A 26,020-nucleotide genomic window follows, 5' to 3' on the forward strand; every position below is an offset into this window, starting at 1 on the left:
TATATGTTTCAACAATTGACACCCGTTATCAAGAATTTACTGATCGTAAATATTGTATTTTACCTTGGATCACAGTTCGTGCCTATTGCGTATAATTATCTTCCGGTTTTCTATCCGGATTCACCAAATTTTAAAATTTGGCAGGTAATTACCCATATGTTTATGCATGATCAAGTAAGCATCGCGCATATTTTTTTCAATATGTTTTCGCTTGTAATGTTTGGTCCTATGATCGAGCATGTCCTTGGCCCCAAACGTTTTTTGAATTTTTATCTTATTTCCGGTATTGGTGCTTGGTTATTGCAAATGGGCGTTCAGGGGGTTGAAGTCTTTAATGCTACTGGAAGTTTTTTCCCTCTGCATCAGGGGCTGGATATATCAAACTTGGATTTTGCCAGTCAAAACTTAATGAAAGAGATATATACCACCCGTATGTTAGGTGCCTCCGGAGCAATTTATGGTGTTCTATTGGCTTTTGCATACCTTTTTCCAAACATACCGCTTCAATTTTTGTTTATTCCTGTACCAGTTAAAGCGAAATATATGATCGGAGGCTTTATCTTGATCGAAATCTATATGAGCTTGTCCAGACCGGGAGATTCAGTAGCCCACTTGGCTCATGTCGGCGGGGCATTGTTCGGTTATTTGCTGCTCAAATTCTGGAAGGTTAGAAAGGGAATCTATTAATAGCGTGTGTAATGAATAACATTGGTTTAAAAGATTTTTGGAGACAAACGTATAAGACCGGTTCACCGATTCCGGTTGTGATCAGTATACAGGTTTGTTTATTTGTCCTCATCTATTTTCTGGACCTTCTTTTTGAGCTGAAACTTGTCTCACAAAGCTTTTTACAGCCGATTGTACAGCATTTGAGTTTACCCAGCAATTTTTCGATCTTCTTAGCACAACCTTGGTCACTGATTTCATCCAACTTTGTCTATGTACAGCTTTTAAACTTGATTTTTGACAGTCTTTGGCTATATTGGGTTGGCCAAATATTCTTCACCTTCTTAAACAAGAGACAGTTTTTCTTTGTTTATATCGCTTCATGGCTCCTCAGCAGCTCCTTATATGTTGGCTTTGGTACGTTGATACCGCCCCCCACAAGCTTGCATTTAATGGGCGGAGCCCATCCGTTGGCGGCTGTTCTTGCGGCAATTGTAACCTTGGTGCCAAACTACGAATTACGGCTGTTGCTTTTTGGTACGGTTAAATTAAAAATAGTAGCCATTGTCTATTTTGCACTGGAGTTTTTATTTTTCACCCTTGGCAATAGACCTGCAGCGATCTCATATTTTGCGGTCGTATTATTTGGTATGGCTTTTACCTATGCCCTCAGATCAGGAATGGACTGGTCTACACTTTTTCAGAAAAAACAAAAAAGACCTGCAAAAATGAAAGTTGTTGTAGGCAATAATATACCGACAAATCGGAAACATCGTTATGACTTACCCAATCAGGATGAAATTGATGCCATCTTGGATAAGATCTCAGTATCTGGTTACGAAAGTCTGACACACCATGAAAAAGAAACGCTCTTTCGAGCAAGCAATAGTGGCGACAAGGTTGATGGATAGAAGGACTTTTTTAAGAAGAAAACTGGGATTTATAAGCAAAACAATGTTTCTGGCGAATATGCTTGCGATCATTGCTTTGCTCATGAGTTATTCAGCGACTTTCATCAATCCGAAATCCTTTTGGCCCATCGCATTTCTGGGGTTAGGTTATCTCCCCATTCTGCTCGTTAATATTGGTTTTATCTGTTACTGGCTGCTTCGCAAACGAAAAATTGCGCTTTATTCGCTGTTCGCAATATTAATCGGCTGGCCATTTCTAACCAAACATTGGAACATCCGCAAAGAAAATCCGCCAGTACCTCCCGAGACAAGGACGCTCCGCATCATGACCTTCAATGCACATTTGTTCAAAAAGGTCGATGATGAAAAAAAAAGCTTTAAGGCTGACGTCGTGCGTATCATAGATAGCATCTCACCGGATGTCATCTGCTTTCAGGAATATATCAGTAAAATAAAAGGAAAACATGTATTTTCGGAGGAGTTCAAGGACAAACTAGGTTACGACTATTTCTTCTTTGAGCCTAGTTCCAAAAATGACTATGAAGCCTATGGCATGGCTGTATTGTCCAGATTTCCCATCTATGATTCCGGAACAATCCGTGACAATGATTACGGCATCAATCGAATATGCTATGTGGACATCAAAAAACAGGATACGCTAATTCGCATTTACAATATCCATCTACGTTCTTTTGCTCTTCAGAATGAAGACAAGGAGTTTATCCAAAACCTGTCCAATAAGAATGAGAACGACAATAGGGCAACCCGTCGACTGAGCAGAAAACTAAAAAATGCCTTTGAGCTCCGCAGTGAGCAGGCGCATTCCTTAAAAAAACACATGAATGATTGTCAATATCCTTACATTGCTGTTGGTGATTTTAACGATACACCCATGAGTTATTCTGTAAATTTAATTGGGGGCGGCATGTATAATGCCTTTAAAGAAAAAGGAAATGGATGGGGCGTTACACACCATGCTCTTTTGCCGATTTTTCAGATCGACTATATCTTTGCCAGCCCCAAATTTGAGGTCATGAATTATCAGGTCGCGAAACAAAAGCTATCTGATCATTATCCGGTATGGTCAGATCTACGGCTTAAACCTTAGGCATCTGATAGCCTAGCGATTTAAGACCTATTTCTATAAATTTATCCCTTCTGTTTTTTATTTTGTAATAGGCTTCCCGACCAAAATAATATCGTCCGACCAAAGCTTCTATATCCGACTGGATCAGATCATGTAGACTTTTTGCTTCACTTGCGTTAACTGAAATCCTTTTCTGCGCATTCAGAAAGGTGATAAATAAATTAAACTCTGCAGCCGGCAAATGGTAACCACTGATAAAGTTTTCGATGGAATATGCCGGCAGATGTTTTGTAAAACGATCGTACACAAATTCCTCAATTGCATTGGAATGAAAGATCTCGCGATACTTAGCACTTGTTTCATTGGTGTCAATCGGGATATTCACATCGGGTAAAATCCCCCCACCGCCAAAAACCAATTTTCCTTTGCTGGTTGTAAACATCTCCTTTTGACGAAATTCCGTATCCAGTGTCCAGAGATCAAATCCGGTCATGTATTTTGCGGCATCAAAATTAGCACGGCTATATTTACGTTGAATACACCTACCAAGCGGCGTATAATAACGTGCCACAGTCAGATTAACAGCCGACCCATCGGAGAAATCAAACTGTTCCTGCACTAGGCCTTTTCCATAGGATCGTCTTCCAACGACAGTGGCCCGATCCAAATCCTGTAAAGCACCGCTCAGAATCTCACTCGCTGATGCTGTGCTTTCGTTGATCAATATGACAACACGCCCGTCACCAAACTCACCCGGTTTCTCTGAGTAATAATCCTGACGTTGTTCATTGGCTCCTTCAGTATACATCAACAGCCTCTTTTCTTTGAAAAACTGTCCAGCTAAGTCTATGGCCGTATGCACAAATCCGCCACCGTTATTCCTTAGATCCAAGATTAGGTCCTGAGCACCGCTTTTACGCATATCAATCAGCGACTGTTTAAATTCATCTGCGGTCTTATGCCCAAAGCGACGGATCTTGATATAAGCAGTCTTAGGCGCGATCATATAAGACGCATCCAAGCTGGTAACGTTGACCTGGTCACGAATGACTTTCAGCGGATTAACGAGAGTACGTCCATCGCGCTGGATCGAAATAAGTACCGCAGTTCCTTTCTTCCCACGGATCAATTTTTCGATTTCCGCCTCGGGCACCTTTTTCCCCGCCAGATCTTTGTTTCCGATTTTTAGAATACGATCACCGATCCGCATGCCACTTTTCTCGGCAGGTCCCGCAGAGACCATACCCACCACCAGCAGTGTATCCTTTAAACGAAAATACTCCACACCTATCCCATCAAAGGAACCTTCCAAAGTCTCCTGTTTAGCGAGTACCTGATTAGGCCGTAAAAAGGTGGAGAAAGGATCCAAACGGGAGACGACGTGCTCTATTGCTTCGTCCTGCACGGTATCAATGCTGATATTGTCTACGTAGTTTTCGGAAATCAGCTGAATCAAGTATTGTAGTTTGTCTGAGTTGCCGTTGGAACCTAAACTGGAAAAGGTTTTTTTCTGGTTGCTCCCTTGTTCTTCGGCATAATTTTGTCCCAACAGCAAGCCAAGAAGCAATACTGCAGCATATGTAGCAGCTACAAAAATATTTCGCTTAATACTCTTTTGCATAGGAAAAATCCAGTGTTTATAAACAGATAAACTGTGTTTGTGTGTTCATGAAATTACCCCCAAAAGTAACAAGTTTATTCGGTTTTACCCGTACACAGCTGCAGAATTTTACATTAAAAACAAAAAATTGTCGTTGACTGTTCATCATTAAAAACTAGTGCTTTCTGCATTGTCAGAAAACACGAAATAACATGCATGAAACTTGCAAATAAGCTTAAATTTATTTTAGTTTGGACTTGGAAAGGAATTTAAAATATGCACGAAATCGAACCTTATTATAATTGGCGCGACTATTATGTCGCCGCAGAAGACGAACAATCACCATTCTATGGTACGGTCTACAGCGAGTTCGATTTCGACAAACAGATTTACAACTTTTTGCTGCATCCCCAATGGGATGAATTCGGGTCGCTCACCCTCTATCTGAAAGTATTATTTGTCGATTATAATAAACAATATTGCATTATCGAATTGATCGGCGAGTGGAATGATGCCATATACAATGACATTATGTTACTGAAAAGAGAACTTATCGATGTTATGATCAGTCAGGGGATAAAATATTTTATTCTTGTCGGTGAGAATGTGTTGAATTTCCATTCTTCGGATGACTCCTATTACGAGGAGTGGTTCCAGGATATTGACGATGGCTGGATTGCGGGTGTGGGCTTCCGTGATCATGTCGTCCAAGAGTTTCAACAGCAGAATATCGACTATTACATCAATTTTGGAGGAGCACTCAATGAACTATCCTGGCGCACATTAAAACCAAAACAAGTATTTCATCATGTGAATGAATCCTTGACAAAACGCCTTGGTTTTTGAGTATTTAGTATTTAGTAATCGTATTTAGATTTTGGTTTTGCAAGCCGATGGCTTACTAATTGTTTCAATTTTTGATTTTTACCTTTTAATTTTTACTTTTTACTGTATTATCCGTTAACTTTGTGATCGATGTGTTGTGTGCCATGCACGCATACCGATTAATTTTTACGTTTTACTTATACAAAACAATATGTCATTCAGAATTGAAAAAGATACGATGGGTGAAGTTCAGGTACCTGCAGATAAATACTGGGGTGCACAAACGGAACGTTCACGCAACAACTTCAAAATCGGACCGGCAGCTTCTATGCCACATGAGATCGTTGCAGGTTTTGCTTACCTGAAAAAAGCAGCTGCTTTTGCAAACCACGAATTGGGTGTTTTACCTGTTGAAAAACGTGATGCCATTGCAGCTGTATGTGATGAGATTCTTGCAGGTAAACTAGACGACCAATTCCCATTGGTGATCTGGCAAACTGGTTCGGGCACACAATCCAACATGAATGTAAACGAAGTTGTTGCAAACCGTGCTCAAGTATTAGCTGGATATAAGATTGGTGAAGGTGAACCTGTATTGAAAGCAAATGATGACGTCAATAAATCACAGTCATCAAATGATACCTTCCCTACCGGAATGCATATTGCAGCTTATAAAGCTGTTGCCGAAATAACTATACCTGGTGTGGAAAAACTGCGCGATACATTGGCCAAAAAAGCTGAAGAGTTCAAAAATGTGGTTAAAATTGGTCGTACACACTTAATGGATGCGACGCCATTGACATTGGGTCAGGAGATTTCTGGTTATGTAGCTCAATTAAACCATGGTTTAAAAGCTTTAAAAAATACACTTTCCCACCTATCCGAATTGGCATTAGGTGGTACTGCAGTAGGTACTGGCTTAAACACACCAAATGGTTATGATGTGGTTGTTGCGAAATACATCGCTGAATTTACAGGTCTTCCATTTGTCACGGCTGAAAACAAATTTGAAGCTTTGGCCGCACATGACGCTATTGTCGAAACACATGGTGCATTGAAACAATTGGCAGTTTCATTGAATAAAATTGCTAATGATATCCGGATGTTGGCTTCAGGCCCACGCTCAGGTATCGGTGAGATCCTTATCCCAGAGAATGAACCGGGATCATCTATCATGCCGGGCAAAGTGAACCCTACGCAATGTGAGGCCTTAACAATGGTGGCTGCACAAGTAATGGGTAATGATGTTGCCATCACCATTGGCGGTACACAGGGACATTATGAATTGAACGTGTTCAAGCCATTAATGGCAGCAAACTTTTTACAGTCTGCACGTTTATTGGGTGATGCCTGTGTTTCTTTTGAAGAGCACTGTGCTGCCGGTATCGAGCCGAACTACAAACGCATCAAAGAATTGGTTGACAACTCACTGATGTTGGTAACTGCGTTAAACACGAAAATTGGTTATTACAAAGCTGCTGAAATTGCTCAAACAGCGCATAAAAACGGCACTACACTTAAAGAAGAGGCCGTACGCTTGGGGTATGTGACTCCCGAAGATTTTGACGCTTGGGTGAAACCTGAAGAAATGGTTGGAAGTTTAAAATAAGCTGTGGCAATAATTTCAACAAAAAATATATCATCAAAAACATACCTATTGGCTTTTGCCATAGGTATGTTTTTCTTTTTTACTGCTTGCAAATTCAATTCGGATATGCAGGGTGAAGGGGCTTCGTTTTTACAGGGCGAATGGATACAGGACAGTATTCCGGGACAAAGTCAAATGCTGCAATATACATTGGCAGAGTTTAAGTTTACCTGTGATTCGGTTTATGCCACCATGCACGTAAACAATAAGGTACAAACAATCCCGGATAGCTGTTATAAAAATGGTGCCTGGACGGAACACGCCAAAGGGATTTATGTCCTGCGCGGTGACTCGATTATTGTAGACGGTATTTATACCAAAGAAAATGGCAAGCAGAAGATTTCAGGCTGCTATCTTTCGGGGCAATATATCCCGCGTTTTAAAGTAGTCTATCATTCTACTGACTCTGTAGTACTGGAAAGCCGGTTTGACCAACGTCCTATTGTGCTCAGAAAGACCAAGGATATCACCTGTGTGCCTAAGAAGAGATATTAGTATTGAGATATTAGACTTTATTTGTTCAAGCCAGCGACTTACGAGCACCGTCTTTAATCCTTGCTCCTTAATCTGTGTTCTCTATGCAAGCCTTTGGCGGGTCTACTTCTACTTTATCTTGATCGATCGGCTCATCTAAAGGTGATTATTACATCGATGGATAAATCAACATGTAATAAACCGTTTTTTATTTTTACTTTTGCCTATCAACTTCCAACCATCCATATGAACAAAGGAATAATTGCCTTAGCTTTTGGAGGACTTGCCATCGGAATGACGGAGTTCACGATGATGGGAATCTTGCCCGACATTGCTAAGGATTTGCAGATCGAAATCCCTACTGCGGCCCACCTTATTGCCCTATATGCGCTAGGCGTGGTTGTGGGCGCCCCTACATTGGTCTTATTTACGGGTAAATATCCTCCCAAAAAGGTCTTACTCTTTTTAATGCTCCTTTTTTTTATTTTCAACGGTTTATTCAGCATAGCGCCGGGACAGTTTCTGATCAGTCTCTCGCGTTTTATGGCTGGACTCCCACATGGCGCATTTTTTGGTGTTGGGTCTGTTGTGGCCGCAAAACTCGCTCCTAAAGGAAAAGAAGCCCAGGCCATCTCGATCATGTTTACAGGTATGACAATCGCCAATCTGGCGGGGGTACCCTTGGGTACCTATCTCGGTCATCACTATTCTTGGCGCCTGACTTATGGTATTATCAGTATACTGGGCCTGATTACTTTCGCAGCAATATATGCCTGGATGCCAAAAATTGAAGCTTCTAAAGGAAATAATATCTTCAGTCAGCTGAATTTTTTCAACAAAAAAATCGCCTGGCTGCTCATGGCGATTATCGCGATCGGTACCGGTGGATTATTTGCCTGGATCAGCTATATTGCTCCTTTGGCCACACAGGTTTCCGGCGTTCCGGCTGACCGTGTGCCGCTGATTATGATATTGATTGGGGTTGGGATGTTTTTTGGCAATCTGATCGGCGGGAAACTAGCCGATACCATTTCGCCAACAAAAGCAGCAATCGCCAGTTTTTCTGCTATGGCACTGTGCCTGGTTATGGTGTATTTTATCTCACCGATAGGCTGGACAGCCTATCCACTGGCCTTTATTACAGGTTTGGTATCCTTCACTATCGGCTCGCCGACACAACTGATGTTAATTCGGGCCTCCAAAGAGGCTGCAACATTAGCTGCAGCAGGCGGACAAGCAGCATTTAATCTCGGCAATACACTCGGTGCATTTTTAGGGGGAATTCCCATTACATTAAAAATGGGTTACAATACCCCTTCGCTGGTGGGTGTGGGTATGGCAAGTATTGGCGCCCTGTTGACCTTGCTTTATCTCAAGGTTTACGACAATAAGCGTTAACAACTAAAAAAAATCAAATGGCCCGAAGTAGTTACATCAGTGTACTGCGTATCATAGCGATCTTTTTGATTATCCTGATCCATTCTTCTTCGGGCTATTTAAACAGCAATGATTTCGATTCTTTCGATTGGAATTATACCAATTGGATCAACAGCTTCTCCCGTTTTGCCGTCCCCCTCTTTGTCATCATCTCGGGCGCATTGCTTTTGCAGAGAGACGAAGATACAGGTACATGCTATAAAAAGCGCCTGTTTAAAATTATTCCACCGTTTATCTTTTGGACCATTGTCTACCTGGTCTATTATTTTATCCGATACATCGATTTCGAGTATGTGGGTTTTCCACAAGTTATCAACATTGTGTTAATTCGCTTAAAGTCAGGAAGCAATGCACACCTATGGTACCTCTACATGCTGATCGGGCTCTATCTAGCAATCCCTTTTTTGCGAAAAATGATCCGAAACTGTTCAAAAAGAGAAATTGAGATTTTTTTATGCCTGTGGTTTGCTTCGCTGTTTTTCAGCAACAAATGGTTTAATGTATACCTTCCGAATTTTGACCTAACCTTCTTTACAGGCTACATGGGTTATCTCGTCTTGGGTTACTATCTCTACAATTATCCACTCCCCCAGTTAAGATGGTCGAGCATGTTGTTCTTTATAGCCTGCTGTCTGATTACAGGTTGGGGCACCTATTGTTTAAGTCTCGAAAAGGGAGAATTTGACCCCACACTATATAATTATCTGTCGCCGAATATTGCATTAAGTGCAGGTTTTTTATTTGTATTTGTTCAATGTTTAAAACTCCCAGAAAGGTTAAATGCATTCTGGGAATTTATCGACATCCATAGTTTTGGCATTTATTTAAGCCATATCCTATTTTTGAACTATATCCATCCGCTCATTCCCTTAGCCACGCTATGGAAAATTCCGGTTGCGGCAATTCTCACACTGCTCTCAAGTGCTCTGTTGACTTATTGTCTGCGAAAGATTCCATTTGGGAAATACGTCAGCGGCTAGTTCAATTTGATCTGGTGTTTATTTTTCGCCTTCGACTTTATTATAGACATAAAGGTGTGCATTGGGGCCGTCGATCTCCTTCCCATCCTGATCCAACCCGATCAATTTATTTTCACCCACTTTTAACTTCATGTTGGTTTCTTTACCGGTCAGATGTACAACCGAACCGTTATCATGCCACATTACTTTACCCGAATCCTCAACTTTGCTGTTCTTATTGATATATTCACTTACGATCAAGAAAGTGTTGTCATTCTTTAACGTAATGTTGGTTTTGATACCTTCACAGTCAGCACAGGGAATTGTTGCTTCGTATTTGCCCGGCCAATCCAAAGAATTCTGAGACGTATGGGTGGTATCTGCTGTCATCGTTGTATGATCGGATGAATCTGACGCTACCACTTGTTGATTTTCCTTTTTTGTCTGATTGCAGGCGCTCAAAGAAAGTGCTGCGAGGCAAATAAATAATACGGATGATTTCATATTTCTGCTATTTTGAGTTAAATCTACCGGATAACAAGCAATTTCGGCGCCAAGAAAATGTTTATCCGAATCTAAAAAATGCATTGTGGTTAAAATAAAAGAAGCGGTATTCAAAAAGTAAAAATGAAGCTGATAGGAATGGTATCGTTTTTCTAAAATTGTAGGATACCCTGAAAAAGGGGAATAAAAAGGACCGCCCAATCGTTGGACAGTCCGAGTTATATGGTATGCTGTACGACTATACATGCTATAAACGTCATCAATTTATAGCATAATGTGCCTACAGGAATTGCATGTCTTATTTCAGACTAGAATGGCAAATCATCATCATCTGATGAGCCAGACAAATCTACGGGAGCAGGCATATCCGCATACCCCGGAGAAGATGGTGCCGGTGCAGCATTCCCTAATTTTGTAACACGCCATGCCACCAATGAATTGAAATATGTCGTCACGCCGTCTTTATTTGTCCATGGACGGCCACGAAGATTAAAAGATACCTCTACCTCTTCGCCAATAGCCAGGTTATCAAAAATTGAAGTTCTGTCTTGTGTTGATTCAAAACGGATATACTCAACAAATTGTGGGTTTTCGGCATAAGCTACAATCATATCACGTTTTTTGAATGATTCTGTCACTTGTTGTGTCGCTCCTATCTCGTGTACTTTTCCTCTAATTTCCATAATCAAAAAAATAAATATTAAAGCGTAAAATTAAGCAATTTTTGAGGAAGAGTTTAATTAACTTTGTACAAAATATGATGGAAGTTTTCAACACCCCCAATAAAGTTATCATTACGTGCAATAAACGCTTATCGCCGTATTTGCAACAGGAAGTTAAAGAGTTAGGTTTTGACATCGTCAGAGCTTTTCCTACTGGAGTCGAATTGAAAGTCAGTGTAAATGATACGATCAAGCTCAATCTGAACTTGCGTACCGCTTCGCAGATTCTATATTCGTTAAAGGAATTTTCGGCCAACAATCCCACGGAGCTTTACGAAGAGCTCAGCACGATTGCCTGGGAAGAACTGATTCAATTCGATGGCTATTTCTCAGTAAGCTCTAATGTGGACAATGAAACAATCAGTACGCCTCTATTTGCAAATGTAAAGGTGAAAGATGCGATTGTGGATCGTATTAAAGAAAAAAAAGGCATGCGCCCGAATTCTGGTCCGGAAAACAACAAAGCCGTCGTACACCTCTATTGGAAGGATGACCGTGCTGAAATTTTCCTTGATACCTCAGGCGAGACGCTAGCCAAACATGGTTACCGCAAGATTCCGGGCAAGGCTCCCATGTTGGAGGCCTTAGCAGCCTCAACAATTTTTGCTTCAAAATGGGATGGCGTATCCGCTTTTGTCAATCCGATGTGTGGATCCGGAACACTGGCCATTGAAGCGGCATTGATCGCTACCAACAGGAAACCCGGACTTCTGCGCATGAATTACTCGTTCATGCATTTCATCGGTTATGACGAAACTGTTTTCTTTCAGGAGCGTCGCTTGTTAAAAGATCAGATCAATAAAAAAGCAACGCCTCAAATTATTGCTTCGGATATCTCCGAAGAAGCGATCAACGTTTCCAAAATGAATGCCCGAACGGCAGGTGTGGAACAATTAATTTCATTTGAAGTATGCGATTTTGCCGAAACACACGTTCCTAAAGAAGGTGGTGTCATCCTATTCAATCCAGAGTACGGTGAACGTTTGGGTACGCATACCAAGTTGGAAATTACCTACAAACGTATGGGTGATTTTATGAAACAGGAGTGCAAAGGTTATAGAGGCTATATATTTACAGGTAATCCGGATCTAGCAAAGAAAATTGGACTCCGTGCGTCCAGACGTATAGAATTTTATAACGGTAAATTAGATTGTAGATTATTAGAATACGAATTATACGAGGGTACTCGCGAAAAAACAAAAGTATTGTATGAATAACATTATTGAACGCACAGTCGCATTTGTGCAAGATCGTTTGAAATTTGCAGAAGCAGGCCATGATTGGTCGCATATTCAACGCGTATGGAACAATACGAAGTTAATTTTAGAAGATGAAGAAGCTGATGTCATGGTCTGCGAATTAGCCGCGCTCTTGCACGACATCGCGGACAGCAAATTCCATGACGGTGACGAAACAATTGGCCCTCGCGTTGCCGGAGAGTTTTTGGCAAGTCTGGAAATTTCCCCGGAAATTATTGACCATGTCAAAAAAATCATCTTTAACATGTCTTTCAAGGCAAGTTTGGGTGAGGTCTCCTTTCATTCCAAAGAGATGGAAATTGTACAGGATGCCGACCGTCTGGACGCCATTGGAGCGATAGGTATTGCACGTGCATTTAGTTTCGGCGGAAATAAAGGCCGGGAAATGTACAACCCCAATATTCCCGTACAGGAATATAAAGATAAGGAAGCCTATAAACATTCTGAAGCTCCGACAATCAATCACTTCTACGAAAAACTACTCTTGTTGAAAGATAAAATGAATACACAGGCTGCAAAAAGAATTGCTGAACACCGCCACCGATATATGCTCGAATTCCTTGATGAGTTCATGGCAGAATGGAATGGTAAAAAATAAATTACAGTTAACAATAACTAAATATAAAAGTGGTATTTTAGATCTTGTGAATCAGGATAAAAAGTACCACTTTTTTTTATGCTGTAAAAATCAGCTTTCAAACTAACACATATGAAAAAACACATTTTTAGCTGTCTGACGTTGGCTATGGTCATTTCATCGACAACATTATTTGCACAGACCAAAGCAATTGCACATCGTGGGGTATGGAAAAACAGTCATCTTCCTCAAAATTCCATTGCCTCTTTAAAAGCCGCACATGAACTTAAACTTTTTGGATCTGAGTTTGATGTACACCTTACGAAAGATAACGTCCTTGTCGTCAATCATGACAATGATTTTTATGGTATCGACATCGCAACGGCAACGTACACCGAACTACTAGCAAAAAAACATCCGAATGGGGAATCTATCCCAACATTGGAAGAGTATATTAAAGCAGGAAAAAAGTTAAAAGGCTTACGTCTGATCTTGGAGTTAAAAACAAACAAACTCGGTGTAGAACGAACGCTTGAGGCTGCAACAAAGTCTGTTGAAATGGTAAAAAATCTAAAAGCAGAGAAAATAACAGATTATATCGCATTCAGTTTTGAGGCTTGTCAAAAGATTCATGAGCTCGCCCCAAAAGCAAATATCCAATACCTAAATGGGGATAAATCACCTGCTGATGTGAATGCTGCAGGAGTCAATGGCCTAGACTACCATTTTTCGGTCTTCAAAAAGAATACGAGCTGGTTACAGGACGCACATCAATTAGGTATGAAAGTGAATGCCTGGACCGTCAATACCGAAGAAGAAATGAGCAACCTCATTGGACAAAAGATCGATTTCATTACAACGGATGAACCCGAATTGTTGCTTCAGGTATTGAAAAAATAAAGTTATCCCCGAAATCATCAGCAACATTACAAACTGAAGATCGTTTTATTTCCTACAAGTCGAATAGAACAAGTTTAGCCTATGGCTTATTGATACGAGACCCAAGATGGGGAATATAAATGAACTTCGGGATTAAACAACGAACAAAATCGGAATACCACGCAGCCATACACCGATAAGCTCAGGTATTCCAAAATAATTATTCCAATATAAAATCTGATAGTCTCATCACAACTGAAGAACAAATTAATATAGATGAAAAAATTATTTATACTCGCTGCGGCATTATGCTTATCATACCTTTCCTATGCTCAGGATTTTATCGCAGCCACATACAATATAAGACAACGAAATACCGTAGATAGTGGTAATATGTGGACCGACCGTAAAGTGCCCCTGACAAATTTGATCAAGTATCATGGTTTTGATTTATTTGGCGTTCAGGAAGCCTTTCATGATCAGGTTCAGGATCTAAAAATATTGCTTCCGGGATTCGACTATGTTGGTGTAGGTCGCGACGACGGCGCACAGGAGGGTGAACACTCCGCAATTTACTACAATACCAATCGGTTCAAAGCCATAAAAAGCGGTACGTTCTGGCTTTCTGCAACAGATACCGAACATCCGAACAAAGGTTGGGACGCGGCCTTACCACGGATCTGTACCTGGGGAATTTTTGAAGATAACGCCAATAAAAAGCGTTTTATCTTTATGAATACACATTTTGACCATATCGGACGTACAGCGAGAACGGAAAGCGCGAAATTGATTTTGGCCAAAGCAAAAGAATTTGCAAAGGATCTTCCGCTAATCTTAACAGGTGATTTCAATGTGGATGAAAAAGACGAAGCCTATTTTACACTCGCCAACAGTAAAGTGGTCACCGATGTCCACGAACTGTCTCCGCTTAAATATGAGCCGAACTCTTCCTTTAACGGCTGGGGAAAAAGTCTTAGGGCATCTGGCCGTATTGACCATATTTTTATCACAAAGCCTTTCCAGGTAAAAAAATATGGTATCCTGACAGATACTTACATGAGTAAATTTCCTTCTGACCACTTCCCTGTTGTGACAACACTTTCATGGAAGTAGGTCTTATAAAATTAAAACTGCTTTAATCCAACAAATAAAAATGCCCTTTTGGGGCGTTTTTACTTTTAGCCCCTTCCCTTTCGATAATAGGCGCCGCGACAATGTAGGACCTTCGTTGCAGAGTGGGATTGTGGCGCATTTACTACGGATACGGACAATCTCATGGAAATAATAGCCGACAATTTAAACTTTTACAAAAATTAACGGTCGATATCCTTAATTTTGACAGTAAAACATATCATGATGAAATTCCCATTACTATATTGCACCCTATTTGTTTCGGGGCTTTTGTACTCCAACAACAGCGAAGCACAGATCTTTAAAAAGATTAATGAGGCTTTGAACAAGGCAAGCCAAGGTCAAACCGATAGCACAAAAACAACGAATACTTCAACTACCGGGTCTTCGACTTCAAGTTCAAATAAATCGAACCCTTTAGCTTCATTATCAAATAAAGATGCTTCATTGGGTATCAAACAGGCTTTAAGCAACGGTCTTAATCTGAGTATTGAATCGCTGGCAAAAAAAGATGGCTTCTTAGGTGATGCAGCAGTAAAGATTTTGATGCCTGCAGAGGCTCAAAAAGTAGAAAAAACACTTCGTGCAGTCGGTATGGGCAAGCTTTGTGATCAATTTATTCAAAGCATGAACAGAGCCGCTGAGGGTGCAGTAAAAGAAGCCGCTCCAGTATTCGTAAATGCACTGTCTAAAATGACCATCACTGATGCGACCAATATTCTATTGGGTAGTAAGCAAGATGCCGCAACAACATTTTTCAAAACAAATACATCTACCGAATTAACGAACAAGTTTAGTCCGGTTATTCAATCGGCAATGGGCGTGAACAATGTTGACCAATATTGGACACAGCTGACCAGCGCCTATAATAACTTGCCATTAGGCAATAAGGTGGAAACAAATCTGACTGCTTATGTTACACAAAAGGCCATAGATGGTCTGTTTATCAAAGTAGCGGATCAGGAATCGAAAATCAGAAACAATATCGGCGGAAGCAGAAATACAAATATCCTGCAGAAAGTATTTGGCTACGCCGACGACAAAAAATAAGCTAAATCCAGGGTTAGTGCCAAAAAGAGATCAAAGAGGGTAGCGAAATATGACCTCATAGTAAACAAGACTTGTCAGTTTATTGACAAGTCTTGTTTGTTTTTGGCCGAAGCCCGTTAGAATTTGTAAATTTGGTCACCCTTATCATATTAGGGCGATAAAAATGAGCACATTTGAGATTAATAACATAAGTGACTTTTCAGTTTCGGAGAGATTTCAACGCTACGTACAGATTGACACACAATCTGATGTAAATTCACCGACATGTCCATCTACCGAAAAACAGAAAAATCTGGGCAAATTATTGGTAGAAGAACTCTTATCATTGGGTATTTCGGATGCCGCTATGGATGAAAATGGTTACATCTATGCAACCATCCCTTCCAATACGTCCAAGAAAGTTCCAGTTATCTGTTTCTGTTCTCATATGGACACCTCTCCGGATTCTTCGGGCAAAGATGTCAAACCTTTGGTACACTACAATTACCAAGGCCAAGATCTGGTACTTCCTGATGATACGAGCATTGTGATCAAATATGCAGAACATCCCGACTTGGCCAATCAAATCGGAAACGATGTCATTACGGCGAGCGGAACAACATTATTGGGGGCAGACGATAAGGCTGGAATTGCCGAAATAATGGATGCAGCCCGTCTATTGATGAAACATCCAGAGATCAAACATGGAGATATCAAGATCTTGTTCACACCAGACGAAGAAATCGGACGTGGGGTTGATAAGGCAGACTTAAAGCGTCTGGCGGCAGATTTTGCCTACACCATGGACGGTGAAAAAGCCGGTACGATCGAAGATGAGACATTCTCTGCCGATGGAGCAACCTTAACCATCCATGGCGTCTCGGTGCACCCGGGTTTTGCCAAAGGGAAAATGCAAAGTGCTATTAAAATCGCAAGCGCCATCATCGATGCATTACCGAAAGACAGACTTTCTCCGGAAAGCACCAATAAGAAGGATGGTTTTGTACATCCTGTGCATATCAGTGGATCGGTTGAAAAAGCGGAAATCCAATTTATCATCCGAGATCATGCAACAGCTAATCTGAAAAAACATGAAGATGAACTGGAAGCCATTGCAAAATCTATTGTCGAGTGTTATCCAAATTGCACCTATACATTCACTGTAAAAGAGCAATACCGCAACATGAAAGAGGTCCTGGATCAACATCCCGAAATTATGGAGATCGGTATGGAAGCGATTACAAGAGCGGGGATGGTCGCAGAAAGACGAAGCATCCGTGGTGGTACGGACGGGTCACGGCTTTCGTTTATGGGCCTTCCGTGTCCCAATATCTTTGCGGGTGGACATGCATTTCATGGAAAGCAAGAATGGGTATCAGCACAAGATATGGAAAAAGCCGTCAAAACAATTTTGCATGTTGTATCTTTATGGGAAGAAAAAGCATAAGTACATTCTAAAATCAACATATTTTTAATGAAAAACGACGTTTTAAAAGCAATACACTACAGAAGATCGGTATTTCAGGCTTCTTTTACCGAAGAAGAAGTAAGCAAAGAGGATATCCTTAGCATTTTAGAAGCAGCTAATGCTGCGCCAACACATAAACGGACACAGCCTTGGCGTTTTGTGATCTTCCGTAAAGAAGGACTTCAACGTTTGGGTACTGAATTATCGCGCATCTATAAATCGGTTACACCAGCGGAGAAATATACGGAAGCGACGGAGATCACCATGGGCAAAAAAGCAACACAATCAAATGTTGCCATTGCACTTATCGTCAATTACACAGGCGAAGTCCCTGAATGGGAGGAATTGGCTTGTACTGCTGCCGCTGTAGAAAATATGTGGCTCGCTGCACATTCGTTGAATATCGGTGGCTACTGGGCAACACCGGGCTTAATCAATCATTTGGGCGGTTTCCTTAATCTGGAAGAGAACCAAAAATGTATCGGCCTGTTTTATTTAGGACATCATCAATCAGATGCACGCGAACCTGTACGTACGCCTATCGAAGAAAAAATTCGTTGGGAAGAATAAGGCACCGCAACATGCGATAAAATTATTAAGGGCTCGAATCATTCGGGCCCTTACTAGTTATTTTGTTTAATACGGTGAACAAAATACACAATATCGTTCAGTACACTAAACAAATTATCATTTTATGGCTCCATTATAAAGAACCTTGCTGTCGCTCAAGTACGAAGCTCCGGCGCATATTCTAATTGTAGATTACAGCGGCAAAGGTTTATTCCCATAAGTAATTGCACTATGTATATTAATATGCACGCCTTCTTTCGGATTAAGCCACTTGGCTGTGAGTTTATGTTTTCTATTGGACAACTGATATTTATAAAACATTTCGTAACGTCTCTTAATTTCCTTGGCAGGCAATGTTGCTGTTTCGATCAGCTGATCATCTATGGAAAAGGCAACTTTGGCTTCATAGTCATCAGGGCCGTCTACATTTGCTCGAAACACTAGGCCAATACCTTCAAAATTGTATTCGTATGTATCTTTTAATTGCTGTCCCAATAACGACTCCACCTTGACAGGATAATGTCCTTCAAAAGATTTTTCGTAGCGCACAGGTTTGATTTGCTGTTTTTTTATGAGGACATCATCTGTCTGAATCTGTCCACCTTGCTTTTTGATCATCGCGAGAGCATGCTGATAGCTTATATCGTAGATGTTGTTTAACGAGATGCTTGTAAAATCGAAATTGCGATCCAAAACCGGCCTAAGTGGCGACTTCCATTTTTCCGGAATCTGATCATAGCCATACAGTGTACCTAGGATGCCTGCAACGGTTGAAGGATTACAGTCTGAATCCTGCCCGCATCGGGTCGCGATATCGATGCTCTTAAAAAAATCACCATCACCGTATAGTAGTCCGATCACGACATAAGCGCTATTTATTTTCGCATCAATATTATATGGAGCCAATACACCATCTGGTGAGCCAACTTCGTTACTCCATTTTTGCTCACACTCCTGCCAGGTCTTCCGCCAGTCATTCGGATATCGCTTATGCCATTTAATGATATCCGCAATACATTTGTGAAAATCACTCTGTGCAGGAACTGCCGTAAGTGCCTGATCAATTATTGTGGGAACATCTGCGGATGTAAAAGCCAAAGTATACATTGTGGAAATAAATACACCACCATACCAACCATCACCATAATTCATAATATGCCCTACTTTGTCGGCCAATTTTGCCGCTGAAGCGGGCATGCCGGGATACATAAGTCCTATAAAATCGGATTCAATCTGAAAGTCTATATCGTCCGCGTGGGGATTGTTGGTCCAATGCCCCGACTTCGGTGGTTTCAATCCTTGTAGAACATTGTAACGCCCCATCTGGTTTGCCGCCCACAATTGATAACCTTTATTGGCAAAAGCTTCCGCAAAATATGTAGCTGGGGCTTCCACGCCATGTTTATCGATCACTTCAACAAAGGTGAGATCCATGTATATATCATCATAAAGTCCCGGAAACTTATCGTAATAGCCCGAAACAACCTGATCATTCCACGGAATAGGTACAGTATCTGGAATCATTCGCCCTAGGTATTGAAATTCTGTGGGGCCACCATAGGTACAGCCGATCACCTGTCCAGCCCAGCCTCCCTTTATTTTATCCCGCAATGCTGTCTTGGACAGCAATATATCTTTGGATGTTTTAGTTTGTTGTGCCACAGCACTAAATACTGTTCCGGCACAAAAACATAAAATAACATAAAGTTTCAACCATTTAGTTTGTCTCATACTGATCATGCAAATAATAGATTTATAAACGTTTTATCCGAATATTGCGGAAAAAGACCTCAGATCCATGCCCCAAAAAGCCGATGTGTCCATTGCTACGTTTCAGCCCCGGATGATCCAATTTATCCATTGTTCCATTTTTGGTTGCTTCCTTTAGGTCTCCATCCACGATCACCTGCCCGTTTAATGTTATTTTAATTTTTGAGCCATCAACACGGATCTCCTCCTGATTCCATTCGCCAAGCGGTTTTAATGCTCCCCTTTTTGCAGGAATGATACCATAAACAGATCCATGGTACTGATAAGGGGCTAACTCTTTGTATACATCCGCATCATTGTCCAAGACTTGGATCTCCTTGCCAACATAAGCCGCGTCACCTTCCAAGGGGGCATGAATCCCGATTCCATTATTGGCAGCTGGCGTCAATTTAAATTCAAAACGGTAGATGAAATTATCATACTCCTCTTTCGTATAGAGGTTGGTTCCGGCTTTTTTTTCAGGATTGGAACGGATAAAACCATCTGCGGTGATATCATAGGCTTCAGATGGAATCCATTGATCAAAATTCCGTCCATCAAAGAGCATGGTAAAACCTTCTTTTTTTTCTGATTTACTGAGCGTTGAGATCTGCTTTCCAGTAGCTGTTTTTACGGTTCTACCTTGTTGAGCCACGCATAGATTCTGCATTGCAATAAGGATTACAAGAACAGCTAGGGTGGTGTTAAATAACTTCTTCATTTTTTGTATCTATTTGGTTTTTCTCGGTTTTACTTTTCTTATTTCATCTGCTTTTTTCTGCCTTTCAACAATCAGGTCACAGACTTTCTTGTAAATTGCTCTATTTTTGGGATCGGCACTCGCGGCCAGTTTCATCATCGCATCTCCACCTTCATAGTAGGCCATTGCTGCATGTTGGAGGACACCATGTTTCTCAAAAGCGTCTATATAGGCCTGTAGCCTTTTTTCGAAATTAGTTTGTTCTACACGGCTATCAAATTCCATTTCCATACCCATACCATGAGCTTTAGCAAAGTCACAGGCTTCATCCAAACGGCTGTCTGGAATATTTTCTTCAAAAAAGTGGTTAGGCTGCTGATAGGCTGCATCAAAGCCCACTTTTTGCCAATCACCATGACCTTCAGCTTTCCAGTAGGGGATCCAATAGAATTTCAATCCTTTCTGCTTAATATATGCTGCAATGCGCGGGATAAGATGTTGACCATCTGAATTCTGTTCGGCTACCCAGTAAAATCCAGCGAAATCTAACTGGTCTAATTGTGATTTTTTCCAATAGGCCAATGCGGTATCGATATACCATTTACAGGCATCAAAACGATCATCTTCATTGGTAAACGAAAGTTTCCTGCCATTAAGCTCTCCCCAATCTTGTTGTCCAAAAATAGGTTCTGGAAGGGTCAGTACAACTTTGCGACGTTGCGTAGGACGGATCCCCTGCTTACTGAGATCCTTTAATACTTCATTCAGTGCTGGTACTGCCTTTTGCTTTTCAAAATTGCGGTCAAGCAACCAAGCCCATTCTTTTTTTCCGGTATGTTCCTTTTCATATCCTATTGAATAGTCTTTCCCTTTACCGTCTTTGAATTCGATAAAAAGAAAACCGTCAAATAAAAAATCAACTTTTCCCCGCTCTTTTCTATAGACATAATGTGCTATCTGCTCAGGATTCCAATCAGGCCGATGTACACCACCTTGATAGATCAATGCCAGATCAGTAATATAATCTGTCTTCGGAGATGACAACGGCAGATATTGCTGCGCACGAACAATATAAACACAGCATATGATAGCAATCAATGATATGGTTTTTCTCATCTTTTATATAATTATTTTTGAGTATTCTGTTTAATTGACACAAACGGGCACTTCCATTATTTTCAATTCCTAGGGTAATAACATCGAAAAGGTTAATAATACGCAAGAATAATACTGCCCGCATGATCCGCATTCAGGTCAGCCTGCCTACCATCCTGCAGATAGGAGATGCCCTGCCCTTTTTCAACAACCCTATATTTCTTTCCATCGAGTTCTTCGGGCAATTTTAATTTAGACTGCCCCTGTTGCTTACAATCAATAAATAGAAAAATTTCTCCTTTTATTATCCCCATATAAACGAGATTTCTTCTATCATTCACGAGCGGGGTAAACCAATTGTACAATCCGCTCCAGCTGAAAACAGCCCCTTTTCTTACCGGTCTATCGGCAATCTGGTTATGGTAAGTTTTGCCATGGGCCCTAACAAATATTTTATCCCCCGCTGTTAGCGACCAATAAGGATCCCGTTCGGAAAAAGGCATCAAATAACTTGATTGACAGATGCCCGCAACCGAATTTCTTTCGATAAAACGATTGAACGAAGGATATTTATTTTTGTACAAAAACAACTCCTCAGGCTCAGGCTGAAAATCGAAATATGAACCATTGGGCGTCATGACTTCTGTCTCTCCGGCAAACATACTCTGCATGCCATAATACCGCTCTATCACATATTCTTTTGTATTTTTATAAGAATGAGACACTTCTACGTATAGCTGTCCTTTTTGTATGGTATAAGTGATGTCTTCCTCTAATAGTATCTCTTTTAAAGCGAGTTCAATTCCATCAGCTCCTTTTGTGGGTTGAAAAGGATCATAGATCTCATTTTTGACTTTGACAGTAACTATTTCTGCTTCCATGGCATCTCCATCCCGAAGTAGTTTTCCATCTGCATAAAATGCAAAACTGATTGTTTTGGCCGTATTGATAGTTCCTTTCTCCATGAAACTGTGATTTCCTCCTACCCAGCCACCGTCCTTCAACATAACCGGCCCAATATTATCTGAGCTAGTTTCATTGAGTACACGATCGACTTTTCGCTCGGGGTAGGCAAGCGGAAAAAGGGTTAAATTATCCGCTAAACCAACTTTAGAAAAGGTCATCAATTCGTTAAACATGCATTTTTCAAAAACAATAATAATATCATTAGAGGTATCAAACTTAGCGCCGATATACAATTTTCCATCCAGCATTTTTACATATTGCTTTGATGATAACATTTCAAATTGCCTAAGACGGTCCACCTTCAATTTTGAAGACGCCGATGCCTGTATAGAGCTACAGAGCAACAGCATCCCCAAAAACAACAGTTGACTAAAATTGTTCAACACTTTATTTATTATTCCCATGTATTGGCTATATGTTGATAATTTAATTGTCGCTTCACGATAATATCTCCTAATCTGTTTTTCATCTTCTGCATTTCCACATCCTTGCTCAAAGACATATGATACCAGGCTCCATCTCCATCATAGTAAGCGATGGGGAGTTTATTCCAAGCTTTCGCATCATCAAATTTCTCCAGATACTCATAGAATTTCTTCCTAAATTCCGGTTGATCAACACGTCCGTCGTATTCCATCTCAAGCGATAGCTTATTGTCCTGTGCAAACCTGATGGCTCCGGTCAGGATTTCCATAGGCGTCTTCACTTCAAAAAAATAGTTAGGCTGCTGATAAGCGACATCAAATCCAATTTCTTTCCAGAACGGAGAATTCTCAGCACCATAATAAGGTATCCAGCTTAAGGGTTCATTTATTTTCTCCAAATAGGCTTTTACTAACCTAACCAGCTCTTTATCATTATGCTTATCGAAAACAGCCTCATGCGTCCAGTAAAAACCTCCAAAATCCAGGTGTTTTATGTTGCTCTTCCTCCAATGTTCGCGTACTTGATCGATATACCAAATCATAGCCTGCGCCCTATCCTTCACATCAGTAAAATCCAACGATTTACCAGACAATTCTCCCCAGTTTCTTTGTTCAAAAATTGGCAATGGCAGAGCAAAAACTGCTCTACGTCTAAATGGGGGAAAGATTTTATTTTTAGCCAGGCTATCCAGAATATGTTCTACAGCCTTAGGCCCCTCTTGCGGTGCGAAAGTCCTTTCCAATAGCCATTGCCAGTCTTTCTTGGTCGCACCACGGCCGCCTCGCAACCCATTATTATACTCGAAATCCACTTGTTCTCCATTAATTTTTGCCGAAAACTCCAGGAATAAGAAGCCATCGTAAAGCCAGTCCGTCTTTTTTTCATTATTTCGATAAACATAATGCTTCAATGCTTCGGCATTCCAATGAACGCGCTGCGCTCCGCCATGGTAAATCAAAGCCAGATCAACTATCTTTTTAGAAGAAGGTACTTTGGGCGCAGTTATCGTCGCTGAGGACAAAACTAATCCTGCACATATTGTAATCAGATATATAACTTTTCTCATAGCGTTCTTTATTTCAACCGAGATTGACGTTTGACGATAATATCTCCCAATAACTTAAACATCTTCTTGAGTTCCGGATCCGAACTGATGGACAAGCGATACCAAGCTCCCCCTCCCTCGTAATAGGCCACTTCCTTCGTATCCCACACGCCGCCATTCTGAAATTGTTCGACATAATCATAAAAGTGCTTTCTATAACCTTCTTCAGCTACTTTTTCATCAAATTCAAATTCCAGCTGCAATCCATGCTCCTTTGCAAATTCAATTCCTCTTTGCAGGATCCACAGACCTGACTTTAGGTCAAAGTAATAGTTTGGCTGTTGATAGGCTTTGGTAAAACCGATTTTCTGCCAATCTTCGGCACCTTCGGCCCAGTTGTAAGGAATCCATATCAGATCATGCTTTTTCTTTTTCAGGAAAGTGCTCACCTGACTGATCAACTGATCGTCTTGGTTCTTGTGGTCAATGGTCTCATGCAACCAATAAAAACCGCATAATTCCATGTATTTGTATTTCTTCTTTTTCCAGATATGCTCTATCTGATCCACATACCACTTTGCAGCAGCAAAACGATCTTTCAGCAGTCCCAGATCCAACTTCTTACCATTAATACTACCCCAGTTTTTATTGCCGTATATAGGGTTAGGCAGCGCAAAGAAAACTTTACGTTTTGTCGGCGGTGGGTAGCCCAATCTCACCAGGCTATCGATTGTGTGTTCTACAGCATCAGGCCCTCTGCCGATCGCAAAGGTTTCCTTTAATAGCGCATCCCATTCTGTCTGATTCGGCACCGAACGATAGGGAAGCTCTACTCCAAAATCATACTCTTTTCCATTTGCCTTAGTCACTATTTCCAAAAAAAGGAAACTGTCAAACAAGTACTCTGGCTTTCCTTCTACTTCCCGAAACACATAGGGTTTCATCTGTGCTGTAGTATACCGAAGGCGATGGTTTCCTCCATGATAGATCAGTGCTAAGTCTGAGACATTTTCGGCTGTGGAAATCTTCTTTTTGATCGGCTTATGCTGTGCCATCCCTGTATTTACAAAAAGCATAACAGCCCAGCATATTAGATAAGTGGTAAGTTTCATTAAAATTTAGTTTTATTTTATTATTGGTTTAAAGGAATCAAACTTGGGATAGGATCTATTTCAATCTTTTTTGCCGCTCCACTATAATATCTCCTAAAGTTTTAGCCATTTTCTTCGTTTCCGTTTTTTTACTTGCAGACATTTCATACCAGCCACCACCACCATCATAATAAGCGACTTGCTTTTTGTCCCATACTCCTTTCTCTTGAAATTTATCGATATAATCATAAAACCGGGAAGCATATACCTCTTGAGCAATGCGACCATCATATTCAAACTCTAGATCCATATTATAACGTAAAGCAAAATCTATAGCCCCCGTTAAAATTGTCATTGGTGATTTTGGATCAAAAAAATAATTTGGCTGCTGATAAGCCCTTGTAAAACCCTGTTCCTTCCATTCATGGGCACGTTGCGCTCCATAATATGGAACCCAGATAAAATCCCTGTTCATTTCTTTGACCAGATTTCCCACGCGATCTACCAAAAGGTTATCTTGATTATAAGTATCTATGGTCTCATGCAACCAATAATACCCCACAAGTTCGATATATCTGTAGTTTTTCTTCTTCCATCTTTCCTCTACCTGATCAACATACCACTGAGCCGCCTTTACACGATCGTCTACCTTAGAAAGGTCCAATGCTTTATTGTCTACCATTCCCCAAGATTTATTTCCATAAATCGGATTAGGGATAGCGAAGATTACCTTCCGTTTGGTAGGAGGAGCATACCCTTTTTGTACTAGACTGTCTATCGTGTATTCAATAGCATCCGGCCCCCTGTTATTTGCAAAGGTTTCATTTAGCAGCCATGTCCACTCCGACTTACCTGGCACCTTTCGTCCCTCGCCTTCTACACCAAAATCAAACAATTGTCCATTGAGCGTTGTATAGATCTCCAGAAACAGGAAACTATCGTAAAGAAACTCCGGCTTCCCGGCATTATCTCTAAAAACGTAATGTTTCATCTGCTCCGGATTATAAGGAATACGTCCGCTCCCTCCATGGTAAATCAAAGCAACATCCGAAGAGCGGGTTGCTGACGGCAGATTTACCTCTTTTATTACTGGTTTTGGATCTTCTTTCGGTTCAGTAGTGCTATCCTTACTACAACTTATACTACCAAACGTCAATATACCAATGACAGCCAAAACCTTTAAATTCCCGATCATATTCATA

General features: G+C 40.8%; 25 protein-coding genes. 15 read left to right on the forward strand and 10 right to left on the reverse strand.

Features of this window, described 5'->3' with window-relative positions; translation table 11 throughout:
• Nucleotides 1-3 precede the first annotated feature (3 nt).
• From ABTV71_RS26225 to ABTV71_RS26235, 3 genes are read left to right on the forward strand one after another with little or no spacing between them, the layout of a single operon-like run.
• Nucleotides 4-687 (forward strand): rhomboid family intramembrane serine protease, encoded by a 684-nt coding sequence (locus tag ABTV71_RS26225; protein WP_433901608.1) that lies wholly within the window; start codon nucleotides 4-6, stop codon nucleotides 685-687.
• An 11-nt stretch (nucleotides 688-698) separates the two neighbouring features.
• Nucleotides 699-1,577: a rhomboid family intramembrane serine protease gene (locus ABTV71_RS26230; RefSeq protein ID WP_121120706.1), complete on the forward strand. Its 879-nt coding sequence runs from the start codon at nucleotides 699-701 to the stop codon at nucleotides 1,575-1,577.
• Nucleotides 1,522-2,685 carry an endonuclease/exonuclease/phosphatase family protein gene (locus tag ABTV71_RS26235; RefSeq protein WP_433901609.1) on the forward strand — a complete coding sequence of 388 codons (1,164 nt, stop codon included), beginning with the start codon at nucleotides 1,522-1,524 and terminating at the stop codon, nucleotides 2,683-2,685. The genes ABTV71_RS26230 and ABTV71_RS26235 overlap by 56 nt, the downstream gene beginning before the upstream one ends.
• On the opposite strand, the gene ABTV71_RS26240 is transcribed toward ABTV71_RS26235, so the two are convergent.
• Nucleotides 2,675-4,285: a S41 family peptidase gene (locus tag ABTV71_RS26240; RefSeq protein WP_121120708.1), complete on the reverse strand. Its 1,611-nt coding sequence runs from the start codon at nucleotides 4,283-4,285 to the stop codon at nucleotides 2,675-2,677. The two genes, ABTV71_RS26235 and ABTV71_RS26240, sit on opposite strands and share 11 nt — an antisense overlap.
• Before the next feature lie 255 nt (nucleotides 4,286-4,540).
• Here ABTV71_RS26240 and ABTV71_RS26245 point away from each other — a divergent pair, with 255 nt between their 5' ends.
• From ABTV71_RS26245 to ABTV71_RS26265, 5 genes are all read left to right on the forward strand, one after another.
• Entirely contained in the window at nucleotides 4,541-5,110 is a 570-nt protein-coding gene (locus ABTV71_RS26245; protein ID WP_121120709.1) for a hypothetical protein, read from the forward strand.
• A 190-nt stretch (nucleotides 5,111-5,300) separates the two neighbouring features.
• Entirely contained in the window at nucleotides 5,301-6,698 is a 1,398-nt protein-coding gene (gene fumC / locus ABTV71_RS26250; RefSeq protein ID WP_433901610.1) for a class II fumarate hydratase, read from the forward strand.
• A gap of 3 nt (nucleotides 6,699-6,701) precedes the next feature.
• On the forward strand, nucleotides 6,702-7,232 hold the full coding sequence (locus tag ABTV71_RS26255; protein ID WP_121120711.1) for a fumarate hydratase: 531 nt from the start codon (nucleotides 6,702-6,704) through the stop codon (nucleotides 7,230-7,232).
• A 225-nt stretch (nucleotides 7,233-7,457) separates the two neighbouring features.
• Nucleotides 7,458-8,609: an MFS transporter gene (locus ABTV71_RS26260; protein WP_121121244.1), complete on the forward strand. Its 1,152-nt coding sequence runs from the start codon at nucleotides 7,458-7,460 to the stop codon at nucleotides 8,607-8,609.
• Between the two features lie 17 nt (nucleotides 8,610-8,626).
• The gene (locus ABTV71_RS26265; protein ID WP_433901611.1) at nucleotides 8,627-9,628 is read left to right on the forward strand and encodes an acyltransferase; all 1,002 of its coding nucleotides are present in this window, start codon (nucleotides 8,627-8,629) and stop codon (nucleotides 9,626-9,628) included.
• A gap of 18 nt (nucleotides 9,629-9,646) precedes the next feature.
• On the opposite strand, the gene ABTV71_RS26270 is transcribed toward ABTV71_RS26265, so the two are convergent.
• Both ABTV71_RS26270 and ABTV71_RS26275 read right to left on the reverse strand, forming a co-directional pair.
• Nucleotides 9,647-10,111, reverse strand: a complete 465-nt coding sequence (locus ABTV71_RS26270; RefSeq protein ID WP_433901612.1) for a copper resistance protein NlpE — start codon at nucleotides 10,109-10,111, stop codon at nucleotides 9,647-9,649.
• A gap of 308 nt (nucleotides 10,112-10,419) precedes the next feature.
• Nucleotides 10,420-10,794, reverse strand: a complete 375-nt coding sequence (locus ABTV71_RS26275; RefSeq protein ID WP_077437102.1) for a DUF3127 domain-containing protein — start codon at nucleotides 10,792-10,794, stop codon at nucleotides 10,420-10,422.
• A 77-nt stretch (nucleotides 10,795-10,871) separates the two neighbouring features.
• On the opposite strand from ABTV71_RS26275, the gene ABTV71_RS26280 reads away from it, so the two are divergent.
• From ABTV71_RS26280 to ABTV71_RS26310, 7 genes are all read left to right on the forward strand, one after another.
• Complete coding sequence (locus ABTV71_RS26280; RefSeq protein WP_121121248.1) at nucleotides 10,872-12,050, forward strand: THUMP domain-containing class I SAM-dependent RNA methyltransferase; 1,179 nt, start codon at nucleotides 10,872-10,874, stop codon at nucleotides 12,048-12,050.
• The gene (locus ABTV71_RS26285) at nucleotides 12,043-12,690 is read left to right on the forward strand and encodes an HD domain-containing protein (RefSeq protein ID WP_121120713.1); all 648 of its coding nucleotides are present in this window, start codon (nucleotides 12,043-12,045) and stop codon (nucleotides 12,688-12,690) included. The genes ABTV71_RS26280 and ABTV71_RS26285 overlap by 8 nt, the downstream gene beginning before the upstream one ends.
• A 111-nt stretch (nucleotides 12,691-12,801) precedes the next feature.
• Nucleotides 12,802-13,569, forward strand: a complete 768-nt coding sequence (locus ABTV71_RS26290) for a glycerophosphodiester phosphodiesterase (RefSeq protein WP_121120714.1) — start codon at nucleotides 12,802-12,804, stop codon at nucleotides 13,567-13,569.
• Between the two features lie 255 nt (nucleotides 13,570-13,824).
• Nucleotides 13,825-14,661, forward strand: a complete 837-nt coding sequence (locus tag ABTV71_RS26295) for an endonuclease/exonuclease/phosphatase family protein (protein WP_433901613.1) — start codon at nucleotides 13,825-13,827, stop codon at nucleotides 14,659-14,661.
• A 240-nt stretch (nucleotides 14,662-14,901) separates the two neighbouring features.
• On the forward strand, nucleotides 14,902-15,729 hold the full coding sequence (locus ABTV71_RS26300; RefSeq protein WP_121120716.1) for a DUF4197 domain-containing protein: 828 nt from the start codon (nucleotides 14,902-14,904) through the stop codon (nucleotides 15,727-15,729).
• Between the two features lie 163 nt (nucleotides 15,730-15,892).
• A complete protein-coding gene (gene pepT, locus ABTV71_RS26305) occupies nucleotides 15,893-17,155 on the forward strand; it encodes a peptidase T (RefSeq protein ID WP_121120717.1) in 1,263 nt (420 codons plus the stop codon).
• 27 nt (nucleotides 17,156-17,182) lie between these two features.
• On the forward strand, nucleotides 17,183-17,746 hold the full coding sequence (locus ABTV71_RS26310) for a nitroreductase family protein (protein ID WP_433901614.1): 564 nt from the start codon (nucleotides 17,183-17,185) through the stop codon (nucleotides 17,744-17,746).
• Nucleotides 17,747-17,938: 192 nt separating this feature from the next.
• On the opposite strand, the gene ABTV71_RS26315 is transcribed toward ABTV71_RS26310, so the two are convergent.
• The 7 genes from ABTV71_RS26315 to ABTV71_RS26345 all read right to left on the reverse strand — a co-directional run bounded on the left by ABTV71_RS26315 (nucleotide 17,939) and on the right by ABTV71_RS26345 (nucleotide 26,013).
• On the reverse strand, nucleotides 17,939-19,477 hold the full coding sequence (locus ABTV71_RS26315) for an ADP-ribosylglycohydrolase family protein (RefSeq protein WP_433901615.1): 1,539 nt from the start codon (nucleotides 19,475-19,477) through the stop codon (nucleotides 17,939-17,941).
• Nucleotides 19,478-19,499: 22 nt separating this feature from the next.
• Complete coding sequence (locus tag ABTV71_RS26320; protein WP_121120720.1) at nucleotides 19,500-20,216, reverse strand: 3-keto-disaccharide hydrolase; 717 nt, start codon at nucleotides 20,214-20,216, stop codon at nucleotides 19,500-19,502.
• Between the two features lie 9 nt (nucleotides 20,217-20,225).
• A complete protein-coding gene (locus ABTV71_RS26325) occupies nucleotides 20,226-21,311 on the reverse strand; it encodes a DUF4855 domain-containing protein (protein ID WP_433901616.1) in 1,086 nt (361 codons plus the stop codon).
• A gap of 92 nt (nucleotides 21,312-21,403) precedes the next feature.
• Nucleotides 21,404-22,660 (reverse strand): hypothetical protein, encoded by a 1,257-nt coding sequence (locus ABTV71_RS26330; protein WP_433901617.1) that lies wholly within the window; start codon nucleotides 22,658-22,660, stop codon nucleotides 21,404-21,406.
• Entirely contained in the window at nucleotides 22,651-23,748 is a 1,098-nt protein-coding gene (locus ABTV71_RS26335; protein ID WP_433901618.1) for a DUF4855 domain-containing protein, read from the reverse strand. Before ABTV71_RS26335 ends, ABTV71_RS26330 begins: the two co-directional genes overlap by 10 nt.
• An 8-nt stretch (nucleotides 23,749-23,756) precedes the next feature.
• On the reverse strand, nucleotides 23,757-24,839 hold the full coding sequence (locus ABTV71_RS26340) for a DUF4855 domain-containing protein (protein ID WP_433901619.1): 1,083 nt from the start codon (nucleotides 24,837-24,839) through the stop codon (nucleotides 23,757-23,759).
• A 55-nt stretch (nucleotides 24,840-24,894) separates the two neighbouring features.
• Nucleotides 24,895-26,013 (reverse strand): DUF4855 domain-containing protein, encoded by a 1,119-nt coding sequence (locus ABTV71_RS26345; protein ID WP_433901620.1) that lies wholly within the window; start codon nucleotides 26,011-26,013, stop codon nucleotides 24,895-24,897.
• Nucleotides 26,014-26,020: the final 7 nt, after the last annotated feature.

It is taken from the genome of Sphingobacterium puteale (assembly GCF_050986225.1).
Taxonomy (GTDB): Bacteria; Bacteroidota; Bacteroidia; order Sphingobacteriales; family Sphingobacteriaceae; genus Sphingobacterium; species Sphingobacterium puteale.